General features: G+C 32.3%; 17 protein-coding genes. 14 read left to right on the top strand and 3 right to left on the bottom strand.

The window, feature by feature from the left end; genetic code table 11:
* Window positions 1-2: 2 nt before the first annotated feature.
* Complete coding sequence (locus tag CLV91_RS04105) at window positions 3-3,206, bottom strand: SusC/RagA family TonB-linked outer membrane protein (RefSeq protein ID WP_121064251.1); 3,204 nt, start codon at window positions 3,204-3,206, stop codon at window positions 3-5.
* 54 nt (window positions 3,207-3,260) lie between these two features.
* Window positions 3,261-3,971: a TIGR04282 family arsenosugar biosynthesis glycosyltransferase gene (locus CLV91_RS04100; RefSeq protein WP_121064248.1), complete on the bottom strand. Its 711-nt coding sequence runs from the start codon at window positions 3,969-3,971 to the stop codon at window positions 3,261-3,263.
* Between the two features lie 332 nt (window positions 3,972-4,303).
* On the opposite strand from CLV91_RS04100, the gene CLV91_RS04095 reads away from it, so the two are divergent.
* Window positions 4,304-5,113: a patatin-like phospholipase family protein gene (locus CLV91_RS04095; protein WP_121064246.1), complete on the top strand. Its 810-nt coding sequence runs from the start codon at window positions 4,304-4,306 to the stop codon at window positions 5,111-5,113.
* Here CLV91_RS04095 and CLV91_RS04090 read toward each other — a convergent pair.
* Complete coding sequence (locus CLV91_RS04090; protein WP_121064244.1) at window positions 5,082-6,137, bottom strand: ferredoxin--NADP reductase; 1,056 nt, start codon at window positions 6,135-6,137, stop codon at window positions 5,082-5,084. The genes CLV91_RS04095 and CLV91_RS04090 overlap by 32 nt on opposite strands.
* Window positions 6,138-6,301: 164 nt before the next feature.
* Here CLV91_RS04090 and CLV91_RS04085 point away from each other — a divergent pair, with 164 nt between their 5' ends.
* The 13 genes from CLV91_RS04085 to dut all read left to right on the top strand — a co-directional run bounded on the left by CLV91_RS04085 (window position 6,302) and on the right by dut (window position 17,573).
* Window positions 6,302-6,706: a DUF2059 domain-containing protein gene (locus tag CLV91_RS04085; RefSeq protein WP_121064242.1), complete on the top strand. Its 405-nt coding sequence runs from the start codon at window positions 6,302-6,304 to the stop codon at window positions 6,704-6,706.
* Window positions 6,707-6,890: 184 nt separating this feature from the next.
* Entirely contained in the window at window positions 6,891-9,446 is a 2,556-nt protein-coding gene (gene porW / locus CLV91_RS04080; protein WP_121064240.1) for a type IX secretion system periplasmic lipoprotein PorW/SprE, read from the top strand.
* Window positions 9,447-9,450: 4 nt separating this feature from the next.
* Entirely contained in the window at window positions 9,451-9,870 is a 420-nt protein-coding gene (locus tag CLV91_RS04075; RefSeq protein WP_121064238.1) for a bactofilin family protein, read from the top strand.
* Window positions 9,848-10,078, top strand: a complete 231-nt coding sequence (locus CLV91_RS04070; protein WP_121064236.1) for an AtpZ/AtpI family protein — start codon at window positions 9,848-9,850, stop codon at window positions 10,076-10,078. The genes CLV91_RS04075 and CLV91_RS04070 overlap by 23 nt, the downstream gene beginning before the upstream one ends.
* Window positions 10,078-10,467: a DUF6168 family protein gene (locus CLV91_RS04065; RefSeq protein ID WP_121064234.1), complete on the top strand. Its 390-nt coding sequence runs from the start codon at window positions 10,078-10,080 to the stop codon at window positions 10,465-10,467. The genes CLV91_RS04070 and CLV91_RS04065 overlap by 1 nt, the downstream gene beginning before the upstream one ends.
* Window positions 10,468-10,584: 117 nt before the next feature.
* On the top strand, window positions 10,585-11,661 hold the full coding sequence (gene atpB, locus CLV91_RS04060) for a F0F1 ATP synthase subunit A (RefSeq protein ID WP_121064232.1): 1,077 nt from the start codon (window positions 10,585-10,587) through the stop codon (window positions 11,659-11,661).
* A gap of 33 nt (window positions 11,662-11,694) precedes the next feature.
* A complete protein-coding gene (gene atpE / locus CLV91_RS04055) occupies window positions 11,695-11,886 on the top strand; it encodes an ATP synthase F0 subunit C (protein WP_031446173.1) in 192 nt (63 codons plus the stop codon).
* Between the two features lie 83 nt (window positions 11,887-11,969).
* Window positions 11,970-12,470 (top strand): F0F1 ATP synthase subunit B, encoded by a 501-nt coding sequence (locus CLV91_RS04050; protein ID WP_121064230.1) that lies wholly within the window; start codon window positions 11,970-11,972, stop codon window positions 12,468-12,470.
* Window positions 12,471-12,476: 6 nt separating this feature from the next.
* Complete coding sequence (gene atpH, locus CLV91_RS04045) at window positions 12,477-13,016, top strand: ATP synthase F1 subunit delta (protein ID WP_121064228.1); 540 nt, start codon at window positions 12,477-12,479, stop codon at window positions 13,014-13,016.
* A gap of 47 nt (window positions 13,017-13,063) precedes the next feature.
* On the top strand, window positions 13,064-14,644 hold the full coding sequence (gene atpA / locus CLV91_RS04040; RefSeq protein WP_121064225.1) for a F0F1 ATP synthase subunit alpha: 1,581 nt from the start codon (window positions 13,064-13,066) through the stop codon (window positions 14,642-14,644).
* 71 nt (window positions 14,645-14,715) lie between these two features.
* The gene (gene atpG / locus CLV91_RS04035; RefSeq protein ID WP_121064223.1) at window positions 14,716-15,576 is read left to right on the top strand and encodes an ATP synthase F1 subunit gamma; all 861 of its coding nucleotides are present in this window, start codon (window positions 14,716-14,718) and stop codon (window positions 15,574-15,576) included.
* 106 nt (window positions 15,577-15,682) lie between these two features.
* Window positions 15,683-17,158 (top strand): lipopolysaccharide biosynthesis protein, encoded by a 1,476-nt coding sequence (locus CLV91_RS04030; RefSeq protein WP_121064221.1) that lies wholly within the window; start codon window positions 15,683-15,685, stop codon window positions 17,156-17,158.
* Window positions 17,139-17,573, top strand: a complete 435-nt coding sequence (dut, locus tag CLV91_RS04025; RefSeq protein WP_121064219.1) for a dUTP diphosphatase — start codon at window positions 17,139-17,141, stop codon at window positions 17,571-17,573. The genes CLV91_RS04030 and dut overlap by 20 nt, the downstream gene beginning before the upstream one ends.
* The last annotated feature ends 113 nt before the right edge of the window (window positions 17,574-17,686 follow it).

Below are 17,686 nucleotides of genomic sequence, written 5' to 3'. Positions count from 1 at the left end.
TCTTAAAAATTAAATCCGGCTTTTATTCCAAAGCTTCTAGTGGTAGCGTAAGACATGTCTTCTATACCGCTAATAAAACCTTGTCCTTGAACAGCTAATTGTTCAGGGTCAAAGTGTGGATTTTCTGTTATTGCAAAAAGGTTTTTTCCGATTAAAGAAACACGTAAAGTAGCGTCGTTTTTAAATACTTTTAAATTATCAAAAGTGTACCCAAGGGAAACTTGGCGTAGTTTTAAAAAGGAAGCATCGTAAGTATTGTTTTCTTCATGGTTACGGTCATAAAATTGACGATAATAACTTTCTGCGGTTACTGCTGTAGTGTTGGGTTCATAAACAGGATTATCTATTGTACCAACATTAACAACACCTTGAGCAATAATACCTTCTTCTGGTCTAAAAGCAGTTTCTGCTAATTGACCACCAACATTTCCTAAAGCTCTTGTTCTAGAAACTATAATTCCGCCTTGTCTCCAATCGAACAAAAACCCTAAATCCCATTTTTTATAAGAGAATTGATTATTAAACCCTAAGATAAAATCGGGATTATAATTTCCTAGTTTTTGTAAATTATTATCTGGTATGTAGCGACCTTCATTGGTAAGAACAAAATCGCCGTTTTCATTTTTTAGATAGCCCGTACCATACAAATCCCCTATACGGCCTCCTTCTTCTGCTTGTAAAAATACCGTTTGGTTTTGACTATCGTATATTCTTGAATAAGCCAATGTTAATAGGCCTCCGTCTTGCGGCAAACTTTCTACAGTTGCTCTGTTTCTACTAAAATTAAAAGTAGTATTCCAACTAAAATCCGTAGTATGAACAGGAGTAGCATTAAGAATAATCTCTACCCCTTTAGAGCGCACTTCTCCACCATTAACTACCTGTTGTGTAAAGCCCGAAGATATACCAATAGGTAAAGAAATAATTTGGTCTTTAGTGACCGCATTGTAATAGGATATATCAAAACTTAATCGGTCTTTAAAAAAACGAATATCGGCACCAATTTCAAACGATGATGTTTGTTCAGGTTTTAGGTTTGCATTTGCAATAGTATTTTGGTCACTAAAAGTTGGCTGACCATTAAAAGGAGTTTGTGCTACAAAAGCTCCTGTAGTTTGGTAAGGGTTGGTATCATTACCAACTTGTGCCCAACTAGCTCTTAATTTTGCAAAAGAGATTTCTTGCGGTAGATTTACTACTTCAGATACTATAAAACTTGAAGATACCGAAGGATAAAAGAGAGATGTATTATCTACTGAAAATGGTGTTGCAAGAGCACTGGACCAATCGTTCCTTCCTGTAACATCTAAAAATAAGTAATTTTTATAGCCAAACTTTGCAAGGCCATAGATGCTATTAATTCTTTTTTTGGATGCAAACTCAAATACTTCAATTGGTGATGCCGCATTAGATAATTTAAAAATTCCTGGTTGTGCTAAACTCGTGGTTTGCGATTGGTTAGTTACCGCTTTTTGGTTTATTCTATTGGCACCTAAAGATATATCGACCTTAAAATCACCAAAATTATTTTTATAATTCAGTAAAAAATCGGTATTTATTTCTCTAAAGAATACATCATGTTCGGCATATGCTCCGTTTCTAAATCGGTTAGAACTATAGGCACGTTTAAGCTGTCTTAGCTCACTAGAATAATCCATTCCTGTACGGATGGTTGCACTTAAATTATCTGTTATATCATATTTTGCTGAAAGGTTTCCAAATACCCTATCTCTATTAAAAGAGTTAGTATTTTCATTTAAGATAAAATAAGGGTTGTCAAAAAAAGTATAATTAAAAGAATATTGTTGTGTGCCTTCTAAACCAGGTTGCCAATAGTTTTTTAGATCCTTAATGTTTAAAGAACGAGGCCCCCATGCTACTAAAGAATAATTTACGTTTTCGGAACCATATCCACTAGAGGGTCTATTATCGCTTTGCGAATTTACATAGCTAATAGAAGAATTTATATGTAGCTTTTCTGTTGGATGAAATCCTAAACGAGCAGCTATGGTTTGGCGATCCAAATTTACACCTGGAATAATAGACTCACTTCGTAAATCGGTAAAAGAGAGTCTTAGATTTCCTTTATCAAAATTAGAAGCTATTGCTAAATTGTTTATTGCTGTTGTTCCTGTTTCATAAAAATCTTTAAGATTATCTGGGTTAGAGGTAAAAGGTGTAGCAGTAATTGGCAAACCATTGTAAAGAGCAGTATCACCACCACGTACTACCGTACCATTTGCTAGAGTTACAGGACTATTAAACTGAGGCACTAGATTACCTGCATCTAATCTTGGCCCCCAACTGTAGGTAATATTATCGTTTGTTCCACCACCTAGACCATCTACATATGCAAATTGTCCAGAATTACCTTGTCCGTATTCATTTTGAAAGTCAGGTAAACGAAAAGCAGAATCTACAAAGAAACTTGTATTGTAACTTATACCTAAACCTTTGCTTTTTGCACCACTTTTTGTTTGTATTAATATAACACCGTTAGATGCTCTGGTACCGTAAAGTGCAGCTGCACTTGGGCCTTTTAATACAGAAACCTCTTCAATATCATCTGGATTTACCTCCATGGCACCGTTTCCAAAATCTATTTCTTGAAAACCAGCAGCAGCTTCATTAGTAAAATTAAAAACCGAGTTGTTATTAATAGGAACCCCATCTACCACAAAAAGAGGATTGTTGTTAGAGAAGGAAGCTTCTCCTCTAATAGTTATTTTAGACGAAGAACCAACACCAGTTGCACCTTGATTTATAGTTACACCAGCTAGTTTACCACTTAAATTATCTAAGAAATTGGCAGATTTTACTTCGGTTACTCCTTTTGCATTTATGCTTTGTACGGCATAACCTAGTTCTTTAGTTTCTCTTTTAAAGCCTAAAGCAGTTAAAACTACCTCCTCTAATTGTTCTGAAGATTCTTCTAAAACTGCATTTACGGTTTCATTATAATGTATTGGTATTACTTGCGTGGTATACCCTAAGGCAGAAAATTGTAATGCGCCCTGGAAGTTTGGAACATCTATAGCATAAGCCCCTTTAGTATTTGAGGCAGTTCCTTTTGAGGTTCCTACTAATGTAATATTTACATTAGAAATTGGGTCTCCAAAAATAGTTGTAATAGTTCCGGAAATGGTTTGTTGTGAATGGCCTAATGCACTAGCAAATAGGACAAATAAAAGCATGGTATACTTCATTAATTGGTATAAAGAATGATTATTAGCAGACAGGAAAAATGTCTGCAAAATTATTTAATTAAAAAAAGGGTGTTGTAATTGTAAAAAAGGCGACCCTTTATTGTAGAAGACACTTTTTGTAGATGAAATAACTATATTTTGTATATAGTAGAATATGTTTTTGGTTTCTTGAACAAATTGAAGCAGTAGAATGTAAAAACTAGAATTTCTTAGAATGTATAAAGAAGATATTGTAAAAACATCTTTTTCGGTATCAATATCTTTAAGTGCATTTAGTTTTAAGACATTAATTTTATTTGCCTTTATCCAAGTAAAAACTTGTTCTTTAAGTGCATTTGTTTGCCAAGATAAATTTTTAAATAAATGGGCATTAAATTGGGCTTTATGGAAACCCATAAGGTAAAAACCACCATCTAAAGACAATCCTAGAACGGTTTTATTTTCAGAAATTTCTTGAGCAGCTTTTAATAAATGATGCTTTGTTAACTGTGGGGTATCATTGCCAATTGCAATAACGCGTTCGTAACCTAAATCATACACAGAACTTATTGCATTCGTAAATCGCTCTCCAAAAGTATTACCTACTTGTTCTTGTTCTGTAAAATGAAAAAATGGAAGCTTAGACTTATAAATAGTGTCTAATGTCTTTTTTGTTAAGGCTGAAAATAAAGAAATACCGTTAGCTATTTTTTTGTGCTTTACTTCCTCGATAGAAGATTGCGCAAAAAAAACAATGGCAGTTTGTTTTGAACTTTTAAATTTCATTTCCTTAATTCTAAAGTAAACTTACACAAAAAAAGATGCTTTTACATTGGTCGATAGCTTCTTTTTTTCATTACAAAGTATTGTTTCTTTTATTTTTTTGTGTTTTTAATTAAGAATAAAGAAAAGACTAAATGGTTTGTAATAGAAAGTGGTTTAAACTTATATATTTACTTAGAATACGGTAAAGAGAGTTGTTTGTTAGGTAAAAAGTTGTTTTGAAATTACTTCTTTAAATAATAGAAACAAAACAAACTATAGGGTTTGTTTTATTTAGAATTTTAGAATGATTTTTTAGTATAAAAAGGGTAATTTTAGGCAAGTATTATGGTAAAATGGCAAAGACAATAATAGACTTAGATTCGGTAGGCCTAGTACTTTCTGGAGGGGGCGTTCGTGGGCTTGCTCACATAGGTGTAATTAAGGCTATGAAGGAGAATAATATTAATGCCACTACAATTTCTGGAAGTAGTGCAGGTGCTTTAGTAGGGGCATTGTATGCAAACGGAAATAGTATAGAAGAAATGTTAGATTTTTTTAAGGAAACACCAATCTTTAAATATAACTTTTTAACTATGGCCAAGGCAGGCTTTATAGATACAGATAAATATATTACCCTTTTTAAGAACTACTTTCCAGAAGATTCTTTTGAAGCTTTAGGAAAGAAATTGTTTTTAGTAGCCACTAATTTACAGAAAGGGGAGGAAACTTATTTTTCTTCGGGAGAATTAATACGACCTTTATTAGCTTCTGCAGCTTTACCACCAGTGTTTAGTCCTGTAGAAATGAATGGTACTCTATATGCAGATGGCGGAATCATGAACAACTTTCCGATAGAGCCAGTGCAAAAAGCAGCAAATTTTATCATAGGAAGCAATGTCTCTGTAATAAGTAGTTTAGAGAAGAAAGAACTTAAAAATGCAGTTAAACTTGCTGCAAGAGTAACTAATTTAATGATTTATGCTTCTTCTAAACAAAAACTAAAATCCTGTAACATAGTTATAGAGCCAATTGCCCTAGAAAAAATAGGTGTTTTAGATAAACGAGGAATGCAAAAAGCTTTTGAAATAGGCTATGAACACGCCAGCAAAAAGATAGAAACGTATTTAGAATCTAGACATCATCAAAATCTACCTTTAAAGTAGGGGTTATTGGGTGCGCTTGGCAAGTAAGTATTAATCCTTCTTCAATTTCGCCATCCGTTAAAATCTGATTTTTTACCATAGTAGCTTTTCCTTCGGTAACACGAGCAATACAGCTACTACAAACACCGCCTTGGCAAGAGTAAGGAGCATCAATATTTTCTTTAAGAACAGCATCTAAAACAATTTCTTTCTTATTCATAGACAATGAAAATTCTTCATCATCAACCACAACGGTTACTTGTGTTTTTCCGTCTGCACTTTCAGTTACAGGAAGTTCTTCTTTAATTTCGGTACTGGTAAAAAGTTCAAAATGTATTTTATCTTTAGGAACTTCATTCTCTTCTAAAGTGGCAGAAGCTAAAGTAATTAATGCCTCTGGTCCGCAAAGATAGTAACCATCAAAAGTAACATCTTTATGTTTGTTTTTTAGTGCATAGTTTATAGTAGAAACATCAATCCTACCAAAAAGAGAATTTTCTTCTTTGGTTTGGCTATTGGTAAAATATACAAAAAAGCGATTGGCGTACTCCAATTGTAATTTCATTAAATCGGTATAAAACATAGTCTCTTTATAAGACTTGTTTCCATAGACCAAAACAAATTTGCTTTCTGCATTACTATCTAAAACAGCTTTTGCAATACTCATAATAGGAGTAATACCACTACCAGCAGCAATTGCAGCAATATTTTTCACAGAAGAGGTTGCATTAAAAACAAAACGCCCTTCTGGTGCCATAACCTCTAAAATATCCCCTTCTTTAAGTTTGGTGTTAGCATAGTCAGAAAAACCACCACCATCTATTTTTTTAACTCCAATAGTAATAGAATCGCTTTTCGGAGAAGAACTTATAGAATATGCTCTACGCAATTCTTTTCCCTTTATTTCTTTTTTTATGGTAATATATTGCCCAGGCTCAAAATGAAACGTTTGCAAATGTTCCTTTGGAATACTAAGGGTTATTGCTACAGAACTAGGGGTTAAATGTTTTATATGTTTTATTGTAAGGGGATAAAAATGAGCCATGCTTTGCTATTTAAATAAGAATGCAAAATTAAGCAAAGCAAGTAGTTTCTTTAAGTAGAAGAGCTAAAAATTATGATTATTTTGTATAATTACCTTTAAAATAATATAAAACTTGTAACAAAAATTTAATTTTAGCACTAACAAATAAATTTTAAACACAAATCATGAAAAAAGTAGTATTAGGTCTTATTTTATTTTTAGCAGTAACTGTACAAGCACAAGAAAAATCAGCTTTACAAACAAAATCAGAAGAACTTATAAAATTAACAGGAGCAGGAAAAGCTTTTGAAGATGCTATAATGCAAATAGGCGCAGGTGTTGGTGCAGACAAAAAAGAAGCGTATAAAAAAGAGGCAGAAGGCACTTTAGTAGAAATATATGATCAGTTAGGAGCATTATATGCAGAAGAGTTTACAGAAGAAGAAATAGATTCTTTAATTAGTTTTTACCACACAGATTTAGGTAAAAAGTTGAGCGTAAAACAATTATTAATTAGTCAAAAAGCAATGATGGTTGGGCAAACTTGGGGTATGAAGGTATCTGGAATTGCACAAAAATATGCACAATAAATACGTTTTTATTCTAGGGTAATAAATTGTTTTTTAAAATTTAAGGACTAAGCACTTTTAAAAGCGTTTAGTCCTTTCTTTTTTTAGAAGCCTATTAATCACAAAAATAAAGTGCATTTTACCGACCAACGGTATAATAATATGGTTGTTTTTTAGTTTAAGTTAGGTACGAATACAGATAATTTTGAAGCTTCAACACAAATTTATAGTTACCACAATTTTAATTGGACTAGGGTTTAACTCTTGTTCTACTAAAAAAGATGCCTTTTTAAATAGAAATTGGCATGCCTTAAATACTAAGTATAATACCCTATACAATGGCAATATTGCTTTTGAGGAAGGTAGAGAAACTTTAAACACTAATTACCAAGACGATTATTGGGAAATACTACCAATTGAGCGTATGGAGGTAAGTGGAGAAATAAAATTAGACTCCGAAGATAATAATCCAAATTTTATTATTGCCGAAGAAAAAGCTACAAAAGCCATACAAAAACATAGTATGGATATTAAAAATGTAGAGCGTAATCCACAAACAGATGAGGCTTTTCTACTTTTAGGAAAAGCAAGGTATTTTGATGAGCGCTATATTCCTGCACTAGAAGCTTTTAATTACATACTTAGAAAATACCCAGCTAGTGACAAACTTAGTGAAGCTCGTATTTGGAGAGAAAAAGTAAATATTCGTTTAGAAAATGATGATTTGGCGGTTAAGAACTTAAAAAACTTAATGAAGTATGATAAGTTAAAAGACCAAGAATATGCAGATGCTCGTGCTATGTTGGCACAAGCGTATATTAACTTAAATGCACCAGATACTGCAATTCAGCAATTAAAAATAGCATCGCACTATACTAAAAAGAACCCTGAAAAAGGACGTTACTACTATATTATAGGGCAATTATACAATCAGCTAGGTCATAAAGACAGTGCAAACTATGCTTTTGATAAGATTATAGATTTAAACAGAAAATCTCCAAGAGTGTATATGATAAATGCACATCTTCAAAAAATTCAGAATATAGAATTAACAGGAGAAAATGAAGAAGAACTTTTAAAATACCTTACAAAGTTAGAGGAGAATAGAGAAAACAGACCTTTTTTAGATAAAATTTATCGTCAAAAAGCAGAATATTACTTAGCAACAGAATCCGATAGTTTGGCAATTGTATATTTTAATAAATCGCTAAGAAAAACACAAAATACTCCAAAGCTTAATGCTTTAAATTATGAGAACTTGGCAGAGTATAATTTTGACCAGAATTCCTATAAAAATGCTGGTGCTTATTATGATAGTGTACTTACTAATCTAGCAGAGAATACAAAAAAATATAGAGCAACTAAAAAGAAGTTAGACAATTTAGAAGATGTTATAAAATATGAAGACGTTGTACATTATGCAGATAGTGTTATTACGGTTTATGATATGCCTAAAGACAAACAAATAACATATTATGGTAACTATATTGAAGAATTAAAGAAAGCCAAAGAAGAAGAAGAAAAAAAGGCAAAACAAAAATTAACAGATGGTTTTGCAGCCTTTAGCGAAAGTAAAGGAGGTAAGGAAAATAAAGGCAATTTCTATTTTTACAATATTACTAGCTTAGGATACGGTAAGAACGATTTTAAGAATAAATGGGGAACAAGAAAACTAGAAGATAATTGGCGTTGGAGTAATAAAAACACAACAGTTATAGAAGACAATTCTGGGGATATTGTTACTAATAATAATAGCGCGTCTTTAGACCCAACAGAAGAAGAAAAGTTTTCGGTAGATTTTTATATGAAACAAATTCCAACAGATGTTTCTGTAATAGATAGTCTTAAAACAGGAAGAAATTTTGCTAACTACCAATTAGGGTTAATCTATAAAGAGAAATTTAAAGAAAACCTTTTAGCTGCGGGTAAACTAGAGGGCGTGTTAAAATCTAATCCAGAAGAAAGATTAATATTACCATCTAAATATAATTTGTATAAGATTTACGAAGAAGAAGGTAGCTCTTTAGCAGAATCTATGAAACAGAATATTATAAGCAATCATGGAGATTCTCGTTACGCAGAAATATTATTAAATCCAGAAGCAGTATTGGAGGGTAGTTTAGACAGCCCAGATGTGCGCTATGCAGCATTGTATAAAAAATACCAAAACCAAGAGTTTTTACAAGTAATAACAGGAGCAGAAGAAAATATTAGCAAGTTTACAGGAGATCCTATAGTTCCAAAGTTTGAAATGCTTAAAGCAAATGCTATTGGAAGACTACAAGGTTTTGTAAATTTTAAAGAAGCCTTAAATTATGTTGCTCTTACCTATCCTAATAACCCTGAAGGAAAAAAGGCAGAGCAAATGATTGCAGAGCATTTACCTAAGTTAGAAGAAAAAGAATTCTCTTCAGAAACAGGCGCTACAGGAACAGGAAACTGGAAAGTAGTATTCCCTTTTAAAAGAAATAATAACGATGCAGCCCTAGTTTTAAAAGAACTTTTGGAAAAATCTATAAAAGATTTACGTTATAAGAATGTAATTTCTAAAGATATTTATAACTTAGAAGACCAGTTTGTAGTAGTGCATGGTTTTAAATCTAAAGAATTTGCTTTAGGTTATGCAGAGCTACTAAAAAATAATAAGGACTATAAAGTTACTAATGAGAATTTTGTAATTTTATCTTCTAACTATAAAGTAACACAAGTACATAAGAATTTAACAGATTATAAAAAGTCTCTTTTAACCCCAAAACCCTAAATTAATGTTTTCAGATAAACAAAAACCTAGAACTATGAACGAAGTAGGAGGACAGCCTAACAGAATTGAAAAGAACACTAAAATAAAAGGAGATATAATATCGGAAGCAGATTTTAGGATAGATGGTAAGTTAGATGGTAATGTTACCACTTCTGGTAAAGTTGTTATTGGTAAAGGTGGGTATATCCACGGAAAAGTAGAATGTGTAAATGCAGATATAGAAGGTAATTTTAATGGAGAACTTTTAGTATCCGATTTACTTTCTTTAAAAGCCTCTGCAGTAATAGAAGGTACTGTTTCTGTGTCTAAATTAGCAGTAGAGCCAGGTGCAACTTTTAACGCTTCTTGTACTATGAAAGGTAAAGGAGGTTTTAGTAAACAACCTGTTAGCAATGCAAATAATGGAGCAGCAAAAGCCTCATAAAAAAAATAAAAATTTAAAGAATTTTGGCATCCTTTCTGGCATAGCAATAGAAATGGGTGCTATTATTTTTTTAGCAGCCAAAGGAGGCCTTTGGTTAGATGTGCATTACCAGAATGAAAAAAAATTGTTTACTGCATTTTGTACAATAATAGGAGTTGCAATTGCGCTATATTTGGTATTAAAACAATTGAAGCGAATTAAGCAATAATGCCCAAAAACAAAATACTCTTCCCTTTTCTTATAACTTTTTTTACTATAATAGTAATTACGTTTGGCATTCATTTATTTATTCTTAATCAACTAAATAAAAGTTTGTTTAGTAATATGATAGTAGAATCCTATCTTGTTAATTCTTTACTAGCAATAAGTATTTTTATTCTATTATTTTTTTCAAGAAATAAATTTAAAACCCAGTTAGGATTCTTTTTTCTAGGAGGGAGCATGCTTAAATTTCTTTTCTTTTTTATAATTTTTAACCCTGTTTATAAAGCAGACGGGGAGATTCAAGCTGTAGAATTTGCAGCTTTTTTTATTCCTTACTTCCTTTCTTTAGCGCTAGAAACTATTTTTGCAGCAAGAATGTTAAATAATTTGTAGAAAGTTTGCATTTTAATTTTCTTTTATAAAAATAGAAACAAACTTTTAAATGCTTTTTGTTTTTGATATAAAAGCGTACATTTGCACGGATTTTTCGAGACCGATATTCTTAAAGATATGCAAAGACCATTTTATTTCAAGATATTTTTAGTCGCTACACTTTTACTTGGTATTAATGTTTTCGCTAAAGAAAATAGCCATCCAGTAGAGGAAACTGAAAAAGATCTTAAATCCGAAATAAAGGAATTTATAGGACACCACTTGTTAGACTCTCATGACTTTACACTTTACACTGTAGATGAGGAAAAAAATGAGCACGTAGGATTTCCACTTCCTGTAATTTTATGGGATAACGGTTTAAAAGTTTTCTCTTCTTCAAAATTTCATCATGGAGAATCTGTTGCTGAGGTTGATGGTAATTATTATGCATTAAATCATGGTAAAATTGTAAAGACGGATGCTGAAGGGACTATCACTTACGACGATCACCACCATGCAACTAATACAAAGCCATTGGATTTTTCTATTACAAAAAATGTGGTTTTTATATTACTAGTGGCAATTCTTATGTTCTTTATGTTCACAAGGATGGCAAAATCGTATAAAAACAATCCATTACCAAAAGGTATTGGTCGTTTGTTAGAGCCAGTAGTGCTTTATATTAGAGATGATATTGCTATTCCGAATATTGGAAAAAAACACTACAAAAGATACATGAGTTATTTACTTACTGTATTTTTCTTTATCTGGATTATAAATTTATTAGGGTTAACGCCATTAGGTGTTAACGTAACAAACAATATAGCGGTAACTTTAGCTTTAGCTTTACTTACCTATTTAATTACTACGTTTACAGCAAACAAAAACTATTGGAAACATATTTTTTGGATGCCAGATGTACCTGTGTTTATGAAATTGGTTTTAGCTCCTATAGAGTTATTAGGAACTATAATTAAGCCTTTTTCATTAATGATTCGTTTGTATGCAAACATTACAGCAGGTCACGTAGTATTAATGAGTATTTTGGGAATGATGTTTATTTTCAAGAACTGGATAGGGAGTCCATTGTCATTTGGTTTGGCATTTGCCCTTTCACTTCTAGAATTATTAGTTGCAGCATTACAAGCCTATATATTTACAATGTTATCGGCATTGTATTTTGGTTCTGCTGTAGAGGAACACCACGACCATTAAAAATTGAATGTTTAATAATTAAATATATATATTATGGAAATCCCAACTATTGTAGGAGCTGGTTTAATCGTTATCGGTGCTGGTTTAGGTATTGGTAAAATTGGTGGATCAGCGATGGATGCTATCGCTCGTCAACCAGAAGCTTCTGGTAAGATTCAAACAGCAATGTTAATTGCTGCCGCTCTTATTGAAGGTATTGGTTTTGCTGCGTTATTCGCATCATAAAACATTTAAACAACAGTTACAACGGTTGGTTGTAGCTGTTGTTAATTAAACATTTTAAATTTAATTTTTTTACGTTTACAAACATGGATAAATTAATAGAACAGTTTTCATTTGGGTTGTTTTTTTGGCAACTTTTATTATTCGTTGGCTTACTTCTTTTATTAAGAAAATTTGCATGGAAGCCTATTCTTAATGCGGTAGAAGATCGTGAAGAAGGGATTAAAGATGCTTTATTAGCAGCGGAGAATGCAAAAAAAGAAATGCAAAACTTGCAAGCAGATAATGATAAGTTATTAAAAGAAGCGCGTGCAGAAAGAGAAACTATGCTTAAAGAAGCTAGAGAAATTAAAGAAAAAATGATTTCGGATTCTAAAGAGCAAGCACAGGCTGAAGGAGATAAAATTATTAAACAAGCGCAAGCAGCTATTGAAAGTGAGAAAAAAGCAGCATTGGCAGATATTAAAAACCAAGTTGGTAGCCTTTCTGTAGAAATTGCAGAGAAAGTAATAAAAGAGCAGTTATCTGATAAAGACAAGCAACTAAAATTAGTTGAAGGTTTATTAGGAGATATTAAATTGAATTAATAGAAGATGAGCAATTCAAGAGCAGCCGTTCGTTACGCCAAAGCAATTTTAGACCTTGCAGTCGATAATAAATCTGTGGATGCAGTGGAAGCAGATATGCGTTCTATAGTTAGCACTATTGCAGAAAGCAAAGAATTGCGAGATGTATTAGAAAGCCCTATTGTTAATGGAGAAACTAAGAAAAGTGCATTATTAGCGGTTTTTAGTGGAAGTAATACTATTACGCAAGGAGCTATTTCTAATTTAATAGCAAATAAAAGAATCTCTATATTAAATGAGGTTGCTTTAAAATATATAATACTTAATGAGCAGTTAAAAGGGAAAGATATTGCTTTTGTTACAACAGCAGTTCCTTTAACAGCAAGTTTAGAAAAGAAAGTATTAGAGAAAGTAACAAAGTTAACAGGAAAAGAAGTTACCTTAGAAAACAAAGTTGATGAGAGTATTCTTGGAGGTTTTGTGTTACGTGTAGGCGATTTGCAGTATGATGCTAGTATCGCCAATAAATTAAATAATTTACAAAGAGAGTTTACAAGTAGTCTATAATATATTTTCGGATTTTTTAGGAATCCAGAACCTTATATCTAAAACAAATGGCAGGAGTAAAAGCCGCTGAAGTATCAGCAATTTTAAAGAAACAATTATCAGGATTTGACGCTACAGCATCCTTAGACGAGGTAGGTACAGTATTACAAGTGGGAGATGGTATCGCACGTGTATATGGTTTATCTAACGCGCAATATGGAGAGTTAGTAGAATTTGAAGGGGGTTTAAAAGGAATCGTTCTTAACTTAGAAGAAGATAACGTTGGGGTGGTACTTTTAAGTCCATCTAGAGATGTTAAAGAAGGGTCTGTTGTTAAACGTACACAAACTATTGCATCTGTAAACGTAGGTGAAGGTATTGTAGGTCGTGTTGTAAACACTTTAGGTCTTCCTATAGATGGTAAAGGTCCTATTTCTGGTGATACTTATAAAATGCCATTAGAGCGTAAAGCTCCTGGGGTTATTTATCGTGAACCAGTAACAGAGCCATTACAAACTGGTATTAAAGCAATTGATGCTATGATTCCTGTAGGTAGAGGACAACGTGAGTTGGTTATTGGTGACCGTCAAACAGGTAAAACTACGGTTTGTATTGATACCATCTTAAATCAAAAAGAATTTTACGATGCTGGGGAACCAGTATATTGTATATATGTTGCAATTGGACAAAAAGCATCTACGGTTGCTGCCATAGCACAAACATTAGAAGATAAAGGAGCATTAGCATATACAACTATTGTTGCTGCAAATGCATCTGATCCTGCACCAATGCAGGTGTATGCACCTATGACAGGAGCAGCTATTGGAGAATATTTCCGTGATACTGGTCGTCCTGCATTAATTATTTATGATGATTTATCTAAGCAAGCAGTTGCTTACCGTGAGGTTTCTTTATTATTAAGAAGACCACCGGGACGTGAGGCATATCCTGGGGATGTATTCTATCTTCACTCTAGATTATTAGAGCGTTCTGCAAAAGTTATTGCAGATGATGATATTGCAAAAGATATGAATGATTTGCCAGATGCTTTAAAACCAATCGTAAAAGGAGGCGGTTCTTTAACTGCTTTACCAATTATAGAAACACAAGCGGGAGATGTATCGGCTTATATTCCAACTAACGTAATTTCTATTACAGATGGACAGATTTTCTTAGAGCAAGATTTATTTAACCAAGGTGTTCGTCCAGCAATTAACGTAGGTATCTCTGTATCTCGTGTTGGTGGTAACGCACAGATTAAATCTATGAAGAAAGTATCTGGTACATTAAAACTGGATCAAGCACAATTCCGTGAGCTAGAAGCTTTTGCTAAATTTGGTTCTGATTTAGATGCAGCTACATTAAATGTAATTGAAAAAGGTCGTCGTAATGTTGAGATATTAAAACAAGCACAAAACGATCCATTTACAGTAGAAGATCAAGTTGCTATTATCTATGCAGGTTCTAAAAACTTGTTAAGAGATGTTCCTGTAGATAAAGTAAAAGAATTCGAAAGAGATTTTATTGAGTTTTTAAATGCGAAGCATAGAGGTGTTTTAGATACCTTAAAGTCAGGAAAACTTACCGATGAAGTTACAGATACATTAAGTGCTGTTTGTAAGGAAATGTCGGCGAAGTATAAAGCTTAAAAGTAATATAGTACAAAGTAATGAGTACGCAGTTTAAAGCTCTTTATACTGCGTACTAAATACTAAAAAGAATGGCAAACTTAAAAGAAATACGTAATAGGATTGCATCGGTATCTTCTACCATGCAAATTACTAGTGCCATGAAAATGGTATCTGCAGCAAAGCTTAAGAAAGCACAAGATGCAATTACAGCTATGCGTCCATATGCAGATAAACTTACAGAGCTTTTACAGAGCTTAAGTGCAAGTTTAGATGCAGATTCAGGAAGTACGTATGCAGATAATAGACCTGTAAATAAGGTGTTGGTTGTAGCCATTACATCAAATAGAGGTTTATGTGGTGCTTTTAATACTAATATTCTCAAGCAATGTATTTCTTTGGAAGAAAATACATATGCAGGAAAGCAAGTAGATTTTGTTGCAATTGGAAAAAAATCTAATGATATTCTTTCTAAGAAACATAATGTAATTGCAAATCATAGTGCTGTATTTGATGATTTAACTTTTAATAATGTTGCTGCAATAGCAGAAGAGTTAATGCTTCTTTTCACAGAAGGGAAATATGATAAAATTGAGATCGTTTATAACAAATTTAAGAATGCTGCAACGCAAATTGTTATGACGGAACAATTTTTACCAATTGTACCAATGGAAGGGGAGTCTAATTCAAATGTAGATTACATTTTTGAACCTTCTAAACTAGAGATTGTTGAAGAACTTATACCAAAGTCTTTAAAAACACAATTGTTTAAAGGTATTCGCGATTCTTTTGCTAGTGAACATGGTGCTCGTATGACTGCTATGCATAAAGCAACAGATAATGCAACAGAGCTAAGAGATCAATTAAAACTTACTTATAACAAAGCAAGACAAGCCGCAATTACTAATGAAATATTAGAAATTGTTGGTGGTGCAGAGGCTTTAAATAGTTAGAATAGTTTTTCAAGTAAATATATACGTTAAAAAGCTCTACTTTTAAGTAGAGCTTTTTTGTTGCCTAAGTTTAAATAACTATTTTTAAACTCTAATTTCTAGACTATTGAATCCGTTAAAAAAACTTTTTAAGCAGACTTTTGTATATGGTCTTGCTACGGTATTGCCTAGAATGCTTTCCTTTATTTTAGTGCCTTTATATACCTCGGTAATGGCGCCTGGTTTATATGGTAAAGTAAGCGTAATATTTGCTTGGTTTGCAATATTTAACGTGGTATTAGCTTATGGTATGGAAACTGCTTTTTTTAGGTTTTATAGCAAGTCTAAAGAAAAGAATACAGTAGTATCTACCTCTTTAATTTCTATAGTAATTACAACTGCTGTTTTTGTTTGTATAGCGTTTTTATTTTTTGGTTCTTTGTCTCAAATCTTAGAAATAGACAAAAAATACTTAGGATATGTAATTAGTATTTTAGCATTAGATGCAATAGTTGTAATTCCGTTTGCTTGGTTACGAGCAAACGAGAAACCTATGAAATACGCAATTATTAAGATATTAAATGTAGGTATAAATCTTGGTCTTAATGTATTCTTTTTACTACTGCTCCCAAAGCTTGTTAATGAAAATCAAGACGGTATTTTATCAACCCTATACAAACCAAATTTTCAGATTTCGTATATTTTTATTTCTAACGTAATAGCAAGTGGTATTACGTTTTTATTGATGAGTGAATTGTATAGAAAAACGAAATGGGTTTTTGATAAAGTACTATGGAATTCTATGATGAAATATGCAATGCCAGTTATGGTAGCCGGAATTGCTTTTAGTATAAATGAAGTGTTTGACCGCGTTTTATTAGAAAAGTTATTACCAAAGGATATCTCAGAAGCTAAAGTAGGAATGTATTCTGCATGTTATAAAATAGCATTATTTATGACACTATTTGCCACGGCATTCCGTATGGGTATAGAACCTTTTTTCTTTAGTCACTCTAATTCAGAGAATCCACAAAAAGCATATGCCCAGATTACCAATTACTTTGTGGTTTTAGGAAGCATAATTTTATTAGGAGTTGTAGTTTATGCAGATGTTTTAAAAACAATTATTGTACGTGACCCTGCCTATTGGGAAGCAATGTCTATTGTTCCAATAATTGTACTTGCCAGTTTCTTTTTAGGCATATACCATAACCTTTCTGTTTGGTATAAGGTAACAGATCGTACAAAGTTTGGTGCTTATATATCTATAATTGGTGCAATTTTAACTATAGTTATTAATTTAGTTTTTATAAAATATTTTGAATATATGGCCTCTGCAGTAGCAACTTTAGTTGCTTATGGCACTATGATGTTTCTTTCGTTTTATTTTGGAAGAAAATATTACCCTATTCCTTATAACTTTAGAAAAATAGGATTTTATTTAGCATTATCTATTAGTTTCTCTGCAATTGCTTTTTATGGGTTTAATAGAAATTTAATTATTGGAAACATATTACTAGCTATATTTTTAGGATTACTATATAAATTAGAAAACGAGAACCTTAGAAAGGTATTTTTAAAAAATGGAAATAAAAATAATTAATAAATCGTCCCACGATTTACCGCATTACGAAACTGGCGCATCTGCTGGTATGGATTTAAGAGCTAATATTCAAGAAGCTATTACATTAGAGCCAATGGGAAGAGCCATTGTAAAAACAGGATTATTTATAGAGCTTCCTGTTGGCTTCGAGGCACAAGTAAGACCAAGAAGTGGTTTAGCTGCTAAAAAAGGCGTTACCGTGCTTAATGCACCTGGTACTGTAGATGCAGATTACCGTGGAGAAATAGGAGTTATACTTGTTAATTTATCTAACAACGCTTTTGTAATAGAAAACGGAGAACGTATTGCGCAATTAGTAATAGCAAAACATGAAAGAGCGGAGTGGGTTTCAGTAGAAGAATTATCCGAAACTGCAAGAGGAGAAGGGGGCTTTGGTAGCACAGGGGTAAAATAAACATAAGATTAGCTTAAAGCTAAACCCCAATAATTAAGATATTTTTACGTTGTATTAGGCGTAAAGAGATTCCTGCCTTTGTAGGATTTAAGTTTAACCATTAATAGACATCC

Source organism: Maribacter vaceletii, assembly GCF_003634105.1.
Taxonomy (GTDB): Bacteria; Bacteroidota; Bacteroidia; order Flavobacteriales; family Flavobacteriaceae; genus Maribacter_B; species Maribacter_B vaceletii.
Note: the sequence above shows the minus strand (reverse complement) of the source record. Positions and strands in the feature narration are given on the sequence as shown.